This window comes from Rhodococcus ruber (assembly GCF_027270735.1).
GTDB lineage: Bacteria > Actinomycetota > Actinomycetes > Mycobacteriales > Mycobacteriaceae > Rhodococcoides > Rhodococcoides rubrum_A.
The window spans coordinates 105762-119362 of record NZ_JAPWIJ010000006.1 but is presented as its reverse complement, the minus strand read 5'-3'; the positions used below and the strand labels follow the sequence as shown (position 1 = coordinate 119362).

13 protein-coding genes and 1 pseudogene are annotated in these 13601 nt (G+C 63.4%); 8 read left to right on the top strand and 6 right to left on the bottom strand.

The window, feature by feature from the left end; translation table 11 throughout:
* The first annotated feature begins 239 nt into the window (after positions 1 to 239).
* Positions 240 to 2765: a putative bifunctional diguanylate cyclase/phosphodiesterase gene (locus O4220_RS15380; protein ID WP_269605667.1), complete on the top strand. Its 2526-nt coding sequence runs from the start codon at positions 240 to 242 to the stop codon at positions 2763 to 2765.
* Between the two features lie 63 nt (positions 2766 to 2828).
* Positions 2829 to 3920, top strand: a complete 1092-nt coding sequence (locus O4220_RS15375; protein ID WP_269605664.1) for a spore photoproduct lyase family protein — start codon at positions 2829 to 2831, stop codon at positions 3918 to 3920.
* Here O4220_RS15375 and O4220_RS15370 read toward each other — a convergent pair.
* On the bottom strand, positions 3908 to 4138 hold the full coding sequence (locus tag O4220_RS15370; protein WP_269605662.1) for a hypothetical protein: 231 nt from the start codon (positions 4136 to 4138) through the stop codon (positions 3908 to 3910). The two genes, O4220_RS15375 and O4220_RS15370, sit on opposite strands and share 13 nt — an antisense overlap.
* A gap of 182 nt (positions 4139 to 4320) precedes the next feature.
* On the opposite strand from O4220_RS15370, the gene O4220_RS15365 reads away from it, so the two are divergent.
* Both O4220_RS15365 and O4220_RS15360 read left to right on the top strand, forming a co-directional pair.
* Positions 4321 to 5016, top strand: a complete 696-nt coding sequence (locus O4220_RS15365) for a TetR/AcrR family transcriptional regulator (RefSeq protein WP_269605661.1) — start codon at positions 4321 to 4323, stop codon at positions 5014 to 5016.
* Positions 5013 to 5918, top strand: coding sequence for an alpha/beta fold hydrolase (locus tag O4220_RS15360; protein WP_269605659.1), 906 nt, complete (start codon positions 5013 to 5015; stop codon positions 5916 to 5918). Before O4220_RS15365 ends, O4220_RS15360 begins: the two co-directional genes overlap by 4 nt.
* Here O4220_RS15360 and O4220_RS15355 read toward each other — a convergent pair.
* Positions 5913 to 6104, bottom strand: a pseudogene (locus O4220_RS15355) (winged helix-turn-helix transcriptional regulator); the annotation flags it as partial. The gene O4220_RS15360 and the pseudogene O4220_RS15355 sit on opposite strands and share 6 nt — an antisense overlap.
* Positions 6105 to 6209: 105 nt before the next feature.
* Between O4220_RS15355 and O4220_RS15350 the strand changes: the two are divergent.
* The 4 genes from O4220_RS15350 to O4220_RS15335 all read left to right on the top strand — a co-directional run bounded on the left by O4220_RS15350 (position 6210) and on the right by O4220_RS15335 (position 9590).
* Positions 6210 to 6767, top strand: a complete 558-nt coding sequence (locus O4220_RS15350; RefSeq protein WP_269605657.1) for a dihydrofolate reductase family protein — start codon at positions 6210 to 6212, stop codon at positions 6765 to 6767.
* A gap of 40 nt (positions 6768 to 6807) precedes the next feature.
* Positions 6808 to 8031: an AGE family epimerase/isomerase gene (locus O4220_RS15345; protein WP_269605656.1), complete on the top strand. Its 1224-nt coding sequence runs from the start codon at positions 6808 to 6810 to the stop codon at positions 8029 to 8031.
* Positions 8032 to 8109: 78 nt separating this feature from the next.
* The gene (locus O4220_RS15340; RefSeq protein WP_269605653.1) at positions 8110 to 8580 is read left to right on the top strand and encodes a hypothetical protein; all 471 of its coding nucleotides are present in this window, start codon (positions 8110 to 8112) and stop codon (positions 8578 to 8580) included.
* 116 nt (positions 8581 to 8696) lie between these two features.
* Positions 8697 to 9590, top strand: a complete 894-nt coding sequence (locus tag O4220_RS15335) for a LysR substrate-binding domain-containing protein (protein ID WP_269605650.1) — start codon at positions 8697 to 8699, stop codon at positions 9588 to 9590.
* Here the strand turns inward: O4220_RS15335 and O4220_RS15330 are convergent, their stop codons facing one another.
* The 4 genes from O4220_RS15330 to O4220_RS15315 all read right to left on the bottom strand — a co-directional run bounded on the left by O4220_RS15330 (position 9591) and on the right by O4220_RS15315 (position 13583).
* Positions 9591 to 10400, bottom strand: a complete 810-nt coding sequence (locus tag O4220_RS15330; RefSeq protein ID WP_269605648.1) for a carbohydrate ABC transporter permease — start codon at positions 10398 to 10400, stop codon at positions 9591 to 9593. It abuts the gene before it with no gap.
* The gene (locus O4220_RS15325; RefSeq protein WP_269606297.1) at positions 10390 to 11283 is read right to left on the bottom strand and encodes a carbohydrate ABC transporter permease; all 894 of its coding nucleotides are present in this window, start codon (positions 11281 to 11283) and stop codon (positions 10390 to 10392) included. The genes O4220_RS15330 and O4220_RS15325 overlap by 11 nt, the downstream gene beginning before the upstream one ends.
* 66 nt (positions 11284 to 11349) lie before the next feature.
* On the bottom strand, positions 11350 to 12186 hold the full coding sequence (locus O4220_RS15320) for a metallophosphoesterase (RefSeq protein ID WP_332112826.1): 837 nt from the start codon (positions 12184 to 12186) through the stop codon (positions 11350 to 11352).
* 20 nt (positions 12187 to 12206) lie between these two features.
* Positions 12207 to 13583: an ABC transporter substrate-binding protein gene (locus tag O4220_RS15315; RefSeq protein WP_269605644.1), complete on the bottom strand. Its 1377-nt coding sequence runs from the start codon at positions 13581 to 13583 to the stop codon at positions 12207 to 12209.
* Between the last annotated feature and the right edge of the window lie 18 nt (positions 13584 to 13601).

The window sequence follows — 13601 nt, the reverse complement described above, 5'->3', positions numbered from 1 at the left end:
CGAAATGCTCGCAGCGACACCCAAATTCGGGCTGCGCGAACGTCAGCGGTTCGAATCGGACTGGGATAGCCTTCGCGGATCAACAATGCGCTGGGCTGCTGATCGACTGGAGTTTCTCCGGCCGGACCTGCCCCTGTGCACCATGGGTCATAACCCTGGGGGGGTCGCGTCGTGCCCGTCGTTCGTGTCAAGTTGCATCGGGGTGCATGTTCCCGGAGCCGATCCGGTGAAGTGTCGCCGTGAGCGGCTGGCTTTGGGTGGTGATTCTCAACGGAATCACCGCGGCGGCGTACCTGGGAATCGTGCTGTTCATCGTCCGGGGACTGTTGCGAACAAGGCAGCTCCGTACCAACCGGTTGGCGGTCGCGACGGCCGCAATCTTCTTGACCTGTGCTGCCCACCACCTGATTCATGCGGTGCACTTGCTGTCGGGGTTCGACAGTCATGCCTTCCATCTGAGAGCAGGGTCCGACTCGAGCATGCTCGACGCGATGCGCGAGTCGATGGGAGGAGGCGTCGACGTTGCGGTGACGGCGTCGACGGCGATCGCCGGTGTGGTCTACCTGGGGATGCGTCGCCTCTACGGTCCGTTACTCGGCTCGCCGGCGATGTTCGACGATGCGAGCGAGGCTCGTTACCGACAGCTGGCCGCGAATCTGCCGCACACCTCGGTGTTCGTCGTGGATCCAGACTTGCGATTCGTCCTCGTCGAGGGAGCTGACCTGGTCGCGGAGGGCTACAACCCGCGACGAATGGAGGGTCAGCTCTTGCGGGACACGGTGTCGCCTGAGGCTTACGCCCGACTCGAGCCGCACTATCGATCGGCCCTCGCCGGTGACGAATCCTCTTTCTATACCGTCAGCCCAAAGACCGGCGCAATTTTCCAGGTGAGGACCAGTGCGCTTCGTGATAGTTCAGGTCGGATCATCGGCGTGATGGTGCTCTCCGCGGATGTCACGGCCGAACGTGAGGCCACCGCCGAGCTCGAGGAGGCGCGGGCATTTCGTGACGCGGTGTTGACGGCGTCACCGGACATCACCACCGTCACCGCTGTCGATACCGGTCGTGTGACGTGGGCTTCTCGCAGCCTTCGATCACTGTTGGAGGGGCCGTCTGTGGACGGATCGATCGACGACCTTCGGGCGCCGTGGAGCGGGCTCGGTGGATCCGACGACGCGACTGCCGGCGAGGATCGACTCGACGGGGTGGTGGAAGAAGATGTCGACGTCGTCCGGGCCGCGGATCTGGAGGCGGCATCGCTGCCGGAGGGGGAAAGCATCAGCATTCGGTATCGGGTCCGGGCGTCCGACGGCACCGTGCGGTGGCTTTCACGACGCACCACCCCGTTTCGCCACGGGCCGCCGGGTGCAGTGGCGGAGGTGCTCTCGGTCGTGCGGGAGGTGACCGACGTCGTCGAAGCCGAGCTCGCCCTCGAGCAGGCAGCCCTGCAGGATCCGCTGACCGGTCTCCCCAACCGGATGCTGTTGCTGGACCGAATCGGCTCGGCGATCGAGCGCGGCGCGAGTACGGGGGCTGCTGCCGCGGTGCTGTTCTGCGATCTGGACGGGTTCAAACGAGTCAACGACACCGGCGGCCACGCCGCCGGTGACGCGGTTCTCGTCGAGGTTGCTCGACGGTTGCGCTCGGTGTTGCGAGCCGACGATTCGATCGCCCGAGTGGGTGGTGACGAGTTCGTTCTCGTCATCGAAGCGCTGCCCGCCGAACGTAGGTTCGGCAAGCAAGCGGGCGGCGGATTGGCCGAGCGCGTGGCCGAGCGCATCCGGACGGTGCTTGCTGCGCCGATCGTTCACCGAGGTCGCCAGTACGTGGTGTCTGCCAGTGTCGGGATGGTGCTGGTTCGCAAGGGTGCCAGTGCGCAGGAGGTGCTGCGGGACGCAGACTCCGCGATGTACCGGGCCAAGCAGCTCGGCAAGGACCGGATCGAACTGCTCGACGACGCGTTGCGCGCGAACGCACTCGAGCGCGCCTACGTCGAGCAGACTCTGCGGAGTGCGCTCGATTCCGGACGGAGTGGAGCCGCGACGTTGAGCGTGGCGTATCAGCCTGTCTACGACCTCGAGAGCCGGCAACTTGCGAGTTTCGAGGCTCTGGCTCGCTTGCGCGACGACGACGGCGCAGAAATCACACCCGACAGGTTCATACCCGTGGCAGAGGACACCGGGCTCATTTCCGAGCTCGGTGAGCGAGTGCTCGACGACGCGCTGAGAGCTCTCGCGCAGTGGCGGTTCGCGAATCCGCCCACCTCAGTGTCGAACGCCCCCGTCACTATCGCGGTGAACTTCAGTGCCCGGCAGGCTCAACACGTCGACATGTCAGCAGCGGTGGGCGCTGCCCTCGCTCGGCACGACATGGCCCCGGTGGATCTCGTCCTGGAGCTGACCGAGTCGGTGCTTCTCGAGTCCGGTTCCTCGATGCTGCGTCAGCTCGGCGAACTGCGTGCATCGGGTGTCGGAATCGCCATCGACGATTTCGGGACCGGGTTTGCGAGCCTGCGGTACCTCGCCACCCTCCCGGTCAGCGCGGTGAAGATAGACCGTTCGTTCACGGCCACGATGACCAGCGATTCGACGAGCAGCAGCATCGTTCGGGCGATCATCAACCTCGCCCGCGATCTGAATCTGGGTTGTGTGGTCGAGGGCATAGAGACTCTCGACCAACTCGACGCACTGCCGAGTTCGGTTCAGGGACAGGGCTATCTGTTGGGCCGGCCCGCGAAGATCCCCGCTGACTCGTGGGGGTCCTGAATTTCTCGCCTGAGCTGCGGTAACCGGGAAGCTTTGCGCGCCCCGGTGCGTTGAAAACAGATAATGGAAGATCTTCTGGTTGCCCCCACCCGACTCTGGACGCCCTCTCGTGTCCTGGTCACCAAGTCCGCGTCCGTGCTACCGCACACCGCGGAGATCCTTCGCCGGTGCGAAGCGGCCGGGGTCGCCGACATCGACATCCTCCCGGGCGATCGTCTGACCGGATTGCGCGGTGAATCCGAGCGAGAGACCTATTCGCGAGCCAAGACGACGATGGCCGTGGTGGTAGCACCGCCGAGTGTGTTGAAACCCCAACCCATCCCGCCCAGTGCGGACTGGCGCATCGACTTGGCGAAGGGGTGCCCGGCGCACTGCCAGTACTGCTATCTTGCGGGCTCGTTGTCGGGGCCACCGATCACCAGAGTGTTCGCCAATCTCGACGACGTCCTGGCCGGTATCGGCACTCATGCGGGCCGTGGTTCCATTACCTCCGGCACCGAGGAGCGGGGCCACGAGGGCACTACCTTCGAGTTGTCCTGCTACACCGACCCGTTGGGGATTGAACACGTGACGGGGTCCCTTGCGGAGGCCGTTCGCAGAGTCGGAGCGGGTGCGTACGGCGATGACGTATCGCTGCGTTTCACCACAAAATTCGACGACGTCCGTGAGCTGGTGACACTCGATCACGGTCGACGTACACGAGTTCGCTTGTCGGTCAACGCAGATGACATCGCACACCGATTCGAGGGTGGAACCGCACGCATGCCGGCCCGGATCGAGGCACTGCGGCAGTTGGCGCTGGCCGGTTACCGAGTCGGTCTCACCATTGCCCCGATCATGCCCATCCCGGAATGGCGGGAGCAGTACGGGCGATTGCTCATCGATGTCGCCGACGCGTTGCGTGATGTTCCCGATCTCGATCTGACCGCCGAAATCATCACTCACCGGTTCACGCCGTCGAGCAAAGACGTGCTGTTGAGCTGGTATCCGGGAACAAAGCTGGAGATGGACGAAAATGCGCGCACCGCAAAGAGAAACAAGTTCGGCGGAGTGAAGTACGTCTATCCCAAGGACACGATGGCCGAGATGCGCAGCTGGTTCACCGACGAGCTTCGCGTGGTCCTGCCCGACGCGCAGCTGCTCTACTGGACCTGAAGAACCCTGCCGCGCGGGTAAGGCGCTGCGCTACTTCGTCTTTTCGAAGTCGCGTCGATCTCGGCCATTTCCATCTCGGCCGTCTTTTGAATCAGTTCCATCAGTTCAGTGCTCAGGCCCGGTGCGAACTTCTCGAGTCGCTCCGGCGCGACCTCCAGTGGGCCCCCAGGAGCCTGCTCGCTGGCATCGAGTTCGGTGCCGTCCTTCGACGGCGACATGCCGTGGGTACATGCAGACCGCCTCGGATGCACCGGTGAGATCGACACTGTATTGCGTGCTCTGCAAGCTGGGGCGAACAGACGCGCAACATCCTCGTGTATCGCACGGCCTGAGAGGTCTGCGCGGGATCGAAGAGCGTCCCACGTCGGAATTCCATTGCCGGCATGTTACGGTACGAAACGTGTCGTATCGTAATTGGAACAACGAACCCGAGCAGACCTCGGCACCCGTGGGGCGTCCGCGGGACGTGGAACGGGAAGCAGAAATCCTGAACGCAGTCATCGGCCTGCTGGGTGACGTCGGCTATGACGCCGTGACATTCGAGGGGGTCGCACGTAGAGCCGGAGCGTCGAAAGCAACTCTGTATCGACGCTGGAAGACCAAGCGCGACATGGTTATCGCAGCTGTCAAAGCTGGTCCGGCGCAGCGCGTCGACTCGGACGAGATCGACACAGGAAACTTGCGGGGAGACCTCCTGGCGCTGTGTGCGCGCCTGCGGCGCACCATGACTGCTGCCGACAGCTCGATGCCGTTACTACTCCTACAAGCTGGGCTCGAGGACCCTGACCTGTGCGAGGAGATCGAGCGAGCGACCGGCCCCACCGGTTCGCGGCTCCCGAATTCGGTACTCGATGCTGCGATACGTCGCGGTGAGCTACCCGAGGGGGCCGACCCGTTTCCATTCGAGGAAGTGGTCGGCTCGGTGGTTCTGCTTCGGCGCCTCAATGGGCTCTCGATCGATGACAGCTACCTCGCATCGCTGATCGATTCAGTTGTCATCCCCGCCTTGAAGGCCTCGGCACTCACGACCCGCCCGCTTCCACCGGGGATCTTTTCCGGCCACCCCGATCACAGAACGAACGAGGAGCAACGATGAACGACCTGAAGATCGACGATTTCGACTACACGATGATTGCGGTCGACGAAGAGGTCGAATCGAGTGTCGCCGTAGCAGGCAGTGGTCCCGCTTTGGTTCTGCTGCATGGCTTTCCGCAGACCCACTACATGTGGCGAGATGTCGCGCGTGAACTGGCGACCCGCTTCACCGTCGTCGTGCCCGATCTCCGTGGATACGGGGCCAGCTCGAAACCGGCTGAGCGCGATGCAGCGACCTATTCGAAGCGCACCATGGCGAGGGACGTCGTGCGGGTAACGCAGTCACTCGGGCTCGAGCGGTTCGGGTTGGTGGGACACGATCGCGGCGCGCTCGTCGGCGTTCGTGCGGCACTCGATCACCCGTCGACGGTGCAGTACCTGGGCATCCTGGATGTGCTGCCGACGGCGGATACCTGGGAAGTTCTGCGGGGAATCGACGCGAAGGTGGCCTGGCACCTGTACTTGATGGCGCAGCCTGCGGGGTTGCCGGAGCGGATGATTCGGGCCGTGGCTGCCGAATTCTTCGGTTCCTTTCTAGACGCGTGGGACCCCGACGGCTCGACGTTCTCGGCCGAAGTCCGTCAGCACTACATCGACAGCTCGGTGGCGGCAGTCGACTCGATCGTTGCCGACTACCGAGCGACTGCCGGCATCGACCTCGAGATGGATCTACAGGACCGCATCGACGGCAGGCGTCTCGCCATGCCCGTAGGGGTGATATCTCAGGACTGGGGTTCGCAACTGGGCTTCGACGCGGCCGCGCTCTGGGGTGCCTGGGCACCTGATCTGACGTACGAGGCCATCGACGCAGGCCACTTCATGGCGGAGGAGAAGCCGACAGAGATCGCGCGCTTCATCACCCGTTTGTCCGAGCGCGCCGAGGTGTCATCGGTGCCGTCATAGGGAATCGAATCGGTCTCGCGCTCGGTCTATGTCGTCCATATGCACGGTTGCCCACGCCAGCAGTACGTCGACGGGAGCCCGAAGCGTTTTGCCCAGGGGTGTGATTCGATATTCCACCGCCACCGGGCGGGTGCTCAGAACCGTGCGTTCGATGATCCCGTTGCTTTAGAGCTTCCGCAGAGTTGCGTTGTCGAGGCGACGGCCATTCTGGACTGAATCCGCGGTTAGGCCGGTGACTTCTCGTCGGTGCGTAGGTCGATACTGACAAACCCACCCGACCTCAGGAGTGACATGGCCATTCTGACGTACAACATGATCGTTTCCCTCGATGGCTACGTCGAGGACTCCGCAGGCAGTCTCGATTACGCCATGCCCGACGCGGAGACGCATCGATTCTTCAATCGTCAGACGGAGGAGACCGCGGCCTTCCTGTTCGGCCGTCGAATGTACGAGGCCATGGAGGACTTCTGGACGGCCCAGGAACGCGCCGACGGCGAGGATATCGAGGCGGAGTTCGCACGGCTGTACGTAGACACGCCGCGCACGGTCTTCTCCGACACCCTCGACTCCGTTGCCGACGGGTGTCGGTTGGTGCGCAGTGCCGATGCAGTCGCCGAGGTGCAGCGGATCAAACGAGAGACCGAGGGCACCATAGCCGTCGCCGGTGCCGCACTGGCGAAGTCGCTGGTCGACGAGATCGATCAATTCGAGGTCATCCTCCTGCCGACCATCCTCGGCGGCGGGAAGCCCTACTTTCCGGTCGGGCAGCACCTCGACCTGGCTCTGGAAGAGCACCGAGTGTTCGCGGCCTCCGGGTGGGTCTACATGCGCTACAGCGTCTCTCGCTGACTGTCGTCGGGTCCGTTTGCGTCGGGAGCACAATGAACACATGAGCTCCGGACACCGCCGTCACTGGTGGACCCTTCCCGTGCACCTGCTGTGGCTCGACACCGAATCAGCTCGGCTCCTTCGGTTCGGAACTTCGCTCGAGCACCCAGCCGGTGGCGCGGCGTGGTTGGACGATCATGGCCATCCCGACCTGGAGCATCCTGCACTGACCTACATCACCGCACGGATGGCGCACGTGCACTTCCTGGCGTCGGTCCAGGGGTATCCCGGGTCTCGCAGGAAAGCCGATCGAGTGTTCGACGGCCTACTGACGACGTTGCGGGACAGCACGAACGGCGGCTGGTTCGAGTCCAGCGCCGACGCGACCTCGCCCGATGCTGTCAAGAACGCGTACACGCATGCGTTCGTGGTGCTGGCCGCTTCGGCTGCCGCCGCCGCGGGGCACCCCGATGGTCGCGGTCTTCTCGACGAAGCCCTCGATATCGTGGCCGCACGTTTTTGGGACGAGAACTACGGAATGTGTGCGGACACATGGACCGCCGACTGGACCGAACTCGACGACTACCGCGGAATCAACGCCAACATGCACATGGTCGAAGCGCTGTTGGCCGCCGTCGATGCAGGTGCGCCCACGATCTGGCGCGAACGTGCAGTACGCATCTGCGACAACGTGTGCACGTGGGCTGCGGCCAACGACTGGCGCATTCCGGAACACTTCACTGCAAAATGGATCCCGCAACTCGAGTACAACAGCGACGACACCGCCAACCAGTTCAAGCCGTACGGGGCGACGGTGGGTCACGGATTCGAGTGGGCACGACTTCTGGTGCAGGCCAGCATGGTTGCGACCAGCGCCCACGGCCACGACTATGTCGAATCGGCGAAGTCGCTGTATCACCGTGCGGCGCAGGATGGCTGGCAGCCCGGCCCGACCCCGGGGTTCGTGTACACCACCGACTGGTCCGGACGTCCCGTGGTGACCGAGCGCCTGCACTGGGTACTGTGCGAGGCGATCGGCGCTGCTGCAACACTGGGGCGCCACACCGGAGAAGATCGGTACGACGACGACTACCGCGAATGGTGGGACGTCGCCGCCGACTCCTTCATCGACCACGTCGACGGCTCCTGGCATCACGAACTCGATTCCGACAATGTTCCAGCGGCGACGGTGTGGAGCGGCAAACCCGATCTATATCACGCCGTTCAGGCGACGTGGATCAGTCGATACGAGCTTCGCTCGAGCCTCCTGGCGGCATTCGGATAGCCTCTCGCCGCTTGCGCTTGTGTCAGATCAGGGTGTTCCCGGATATGCGTCACCGTCGTGTCGGACCATTATGGAGTCATGGCTCGACTACTTCGTCCACCTGCCGCGCATCGCACGGTCGCGTACTTTCTCTCACTGTCGAGCGCCGTCTTCGCCGCCGTGCACGTGGCGTGGGCTGCCGGTTGGCGCGGCGGTGTTCCAGCGGAGATCGCACCCATTGGTGAACGGCCGGTGTTCCTCGCCTACGACCTCGCCGCGACCGCGATCATCGCAATTGGAGCGGGGTTGTTCGCCTGGTTCGGAACCGGCATCGAATCGACCGTGTGGCATCGGCGCGTGACGTGGGCGATGCTGGTCGGATCGTGCTTGGCTTTGGCTCGCGGTGTCCCCGCGTTGATGCTCGATGTCGTCACGCTCGCACGAGGTGATCAGGTGCAGACAGTCGGGATCATTGCCGACGTCTGGTTCGGTGTAGTCGGCATCGGAGGATTCGTGATCGCCAGATCAGCGCGGAGTTGCAGTCGACGCGCAGTTGGAACGCGCTGTTGAGAAGTGCACCGTCGCTACGTCTCGCTCGAGAATGCATCAGCTGGACGTCCGGTGTTCAGATGTCGTTGGGTGCGCTCTATACCCTGGCGAGATCATCCCATCTCGAAGGGCAGATCATGGAGCTCAGGCATCTGACGGCGTTCATTGCCCTCTCCGAGGAACTGCATTTCGGACGCGCCGCCGCCCGACTGCACCTCACCCAGCCGTCGTTGAGTGCGCAGTTGCAGAAGCTGGAGAAGTCGCTGGGAGTGACGTTGGTGGCCAGGACGTCGCACGAGGTGACGCTGACGCGAGCGGGCCGCGAATTCGAGAGTCAGGCGCGGCTCATAGTTCGTCAGATGGACACGGCGGCACGGGTCACCCGGGCGGTAGCGACCGGCGAGGAACGGTCTCTCAACATCGGTTACAACCTGCCGGCCAGCCGGCATGTGCTGCCCGACGCCCTGGCCCGGATGAATCGCGATCATGCGGACGTCGTGGTTTCGCTGTGGGAGAAGCGAACCGGCCCACAGTTGACGGCTCTGAAGGAGGGCACTCTCGATGTTGCGCTCGTGTACGGCCGCCCTGGGTCGGCTGAGTTCATGCATCGCCGGGTGCTGCAAGGTATACCGCTTGTCGCCGTGGTCGGCAGGACACACAATTGGGCAGGTCGGTCCCGAGTTCCGTTCGCGGACTTGGCAGGTCAATCGTGCATCTTGTTCGACCGCGAGCAATGCCCGGCCATGTACGACTCCATCTTCGCGGCGGCCGCCGACAACCGCATCGGACTGCATGTGGCCCAGACTGCCGATGACCCCGGTGCGACAGCGCATGTGGTCTCGGTGAAGCCACTGGTCGGCTTTGCGTCGTGGTCACGGGCGATGTCTGCGGGGATGGGGGCTGTAGGGGCCAGTACTGTGGCCGTCAAATTGTTCGACCCCGTTCCGACAATCGATCTGTATCTCGTCTGGCGAGGCAACGAGTGCAACCCCGCAGTCGACGCCTTCGTTCGCTGCGTCGAACCGGCGTGATCACTTCAATCCCGACCTGACGAACGCGTCGACGATATGCCGCTGCAGAACGACGTAGAGCAGGAACACTGGTAGACACGCCATTCCCGCGACCGCCATCATCGGGCCCCAATCGGTGCCCTCGGTTCCCATGAAGCTACGCAGACCCAGCTGCAGGACGGCGTTGCTTCGCTGCAATACCACTGCAGGCCAGAAATATTCGTTCCAGGAGTTGACGAACAACAGGATCGACAGGGCAGCGAGTGCGGGCCTGAGGTTGGGAACCACCACAGTCCACAGGATCGACCACGAGGAACGTCCATCCATTTGTGCGGCCGAGATCAGCTCTTTCGGAAAGCCTGCCATGTGTTGACGAAGCAGCAGCACGGCCAATGCGGAACAGAGTGTGGGCACGACGACGCCCGCGAGGGTGTTGATCAGCCCCAACTGATACAGCAGAACGTAATTGGGCAACATCGTCACCTGGAACGGCACCAGCCACGTGCCGACGAACGCGAGGTACAGCAACTTCTGGAACCGGAAGGTGTACATCGCGAAGGCATACGATGCCAGCACAGCGATCAGCAGCTGTGCCGTCGACGACGCGAGCGCAACGGCAAACGTGTTGCCCAACAGCCCGAACAGGTCCACCTTGTTCGCCGCGTCGGTGTAGTTGGCCAGCGAGAGGGGCCACGGTACGGGGGAGAGCGAATAGACGTCGTCGGGGCGGCGCAACGACGTCGCGAACAACCAGTAGATCGGAAACGCACACGCCAGCGCGGTGATGCCGAGAATCAGGTGTCCGCGTAGGCGGCCGATATCAATCGTCATGAAAGGCAACCTTTTCCGACAACAACACGAGACAGCCGGCGAGCGCCCCGAATCCCACGAACAGCACGATGCCCGCGGCCGCGCTCAGTCCGGCGTCGAACGTGCGGAAGCCGTAGTCCCACAGCAGGTAATATATGTTGGTCGTAGACCGAGACGGACCGCCCTGAGTCAAGGTATCGATGAGCGGGAACGTCCACTGAGCGCTCAACAACACGGTCATCAGGGCCAGGAACACCAGGGTCGGCGACAGCAACGGCAGGACGATCCAGCGGTCGATCTGCCACTTCGACGCACCGTCCGACTCCGCAGCCTCCTGGTACGACGTGTCGATACCGGCCATCCCCGCGGACACCACCAGAACTGCGAAACCCAGGAAGTGCCAACCTGTGATCACGATGATCACGAACTGTGCGGTGTCCGCGTCCTGAATCCAGTTGCGATCCGAGCCGATGATGCGGTTGACGATGCCGGCACCTGGGTCGAGCAGCCACTGCCACACGGCCGCTCCGGCGACGGGTGCGATGAGGAACGGCGCGAAGACGATGCTCTGGTAGACAACCCGTGCGCGCCCGTTCACCTTTCGGGTGGCGAACGCGATGGCCACCGGAAGTACGATGGAGAACGGCAGTAGCCCGACGATAAGAATCACTGTGCGCCACAGGGAGTCTCCGACGGCCGGTAGCTCGAGCAGTCGCCGATAGTTGTCGGCACCGACCGGAACCATCAGTGTGGTCGGCAATAGGTTCCACGAGTAGGTCGACAGCTCCGCGGCCTGCACCAGTGGTCGATACGTCCAGACGATCAACAGGCCGACGGCCGGTGCCAGATACAAGTACGGCTGCGCCGACCGGATCACCCGCCGCCACCGGCCCTCGCGAACGATGGGTCCTGCATCCGTATCGAGGACGGTCTCGGGCGGTCGATCCGCGACAGTGACGAACACCCTTTCTCACCCGCCCTGGCGTGAGAGATGGGCGAGCTTGTCGAGTACCGATTGCCGAGACTCGTCGTACACGGTGGCGGCAGGCGTCACCTCGACGGCGGTTGCGGTGAAACCGGATTCGAGCAGGTCTATGCGAGTGAAGCCGAAGCCGATCAGTCCTCGGTGCCGCCCGGCCGGGGGAGAGGTGTCGACACGGTACGACATCGCAGGACCGACCCACACCGGAACACCGCCGACGGACCCTGCACCGGTGTGGTGGGCGTGGCCGCAGACGATCATGCGCACATCCGATCCTGCAATCGCGGACTCGAGGTCAGCAGGATTCTGCAGCCTCAGGCAGTCGACCGTCACCACCGGCGACGAAATGGGCGGGTGATGCAGCACCAGGATCGTCCCACGCAGCGATGGCACCGCCAACGCCTCTGCAAGCCAACGCAATTGATGTGGCTCTATCCGGCCGTCGTGTCGCCCCGGTGTCGAGCTGTCGAGCACGACGATGCGAACTCCGTCGACGACCTGAACCGAGTCGAACGTGCGATCCGGGTCCGACGCCCGAGTGTCGTCGAGTAACTCACGACCGAACGCTGCCCGCTCGTCGTGATTTCCCATCGCGTAGATCGTTGCCGCACCCAGTGATTCGGCCACCGGATCGACAGCACCCCGTAGTCGACGGTACGCGGCCGGATCACCGTCGTCGGCCACGTCACCGGAGAAGATCATCGCGTCGATGCGCTGCCCGGAGGTCACGAGCATGTCGAGAGCACACGTCAGATTGGCGAATGTGTCGACACTTCCGTGAACCATTTCTCCTGCAGCCCGCAGATGCGTGTCGCTCAACTGCACGAGCGTAAATCCTGACCCCCTCATGATGCTGGCAGAAGAGTCGCGGCCTGCTCCCGAGCGGCAGTCAACGCCGTTGCGGGGTCGGCTCCCTGGTACACCGACGATTCGACGGCGTCCATCATGCCGTCCCGGATCTGCAGATAATCGTTGCCCGGCATCGACACCCACGGCTCCATCGTCGCCAGCTGCGTCAGGTTGGGTTCGATCAGCGGATTGGACTCGGCCCAGTCCTTCAACCCGTCGGGATCGTCGACGAGCCCGGTACGCAAGGGCAGGTAGCCGATACCCTTCGAGATCGCGATGTAGGACTCTTCGCTGGTAAGGAACTCGATCAGTTCCCAGGATGCTCGCTGCTTCGCAGGATCGGAGGCGAAGGTGAAGAGCGACGCCCCGGAGTTGGTCGGTACCAAAGGCTTCGAGTCGAACGACGGCATCGTGGTGGCCCGCAGGTCCCACTTGTCCTTCGCGCCCTTGATGAATGTGCCTTGTATCGCGCTCGTTTCGAGGATCATTCCCATGTCGCCGCGAGCAAAGGCTTCGTACCCCTGTTGCTGGCTGAGCTTCGGCGTGGCCCCGGTGTCGACGAGTCCGCGGGCCATTGCGACGGCGTCGACGGCAGGTTGTGCATCGAACTCGAGCGTCGACCGGTCCTGCGATATCGCTCGACCACCGTTGGACCGAACCAAACTCTGGAAGCACCAATCCTTCGCCGATTTGGTGAGGCAGTCCAGATACACCCCGCCCTTGCCGGTCTTCGACGCGATGGCCGATGCGGCGGTGGCTACCTCGTCCCACTTTGTGGGCGGACTCGCCGGATCGAGACCGGCCTGCTCGAACAGGGTTGCGTTGTAATAGAAGACAGGGGTGGAGAAGACGAACGGCACTCCGTATGTCGTGCCGTCCCAGTCGGCAAGTGCTCGCGCAGTAGGGGCGTACGGGTGCCGTACGCCGTCGAAGTTGCGCTGCACCTCGTCCTTGCCGACGAGATCGTCGAGCGACTTCGCGCCCAGCTGGTGAATGGTGAAGTCGAGGTCACTGAAGCCGAGCTGCGCCACGTCCGGCGGCACCCCGGCAACCATTTGGCTCTGGATACTCGACACGGTATCGGTGGCGGGATTGGGGCTGTTGCCCTGTGGCTTCTGGGCGGTGACAGTGATGTTCGGGTGTTGCTTCTCGAATTCGCCGATCAGGGCGTCGAACGTGTCCGTCCAGGCACCGGCCAGCCCGTAGTTGTAGCTCTCGAAGACGATGGACACCGGTTGATCAGGGGCGAGTTCTGGAATCGCGGCCGATCCTGCTGTCGAGATGGGGGCCGAGGTACTGCCCAGTCCTGCGCAGGCGGTCAACAGCAGAGCGCTCACCAAGAGCGCTCCCGATCCGGTGAGAATGCGTTTCACTGTCTGCACTTTCCGTTC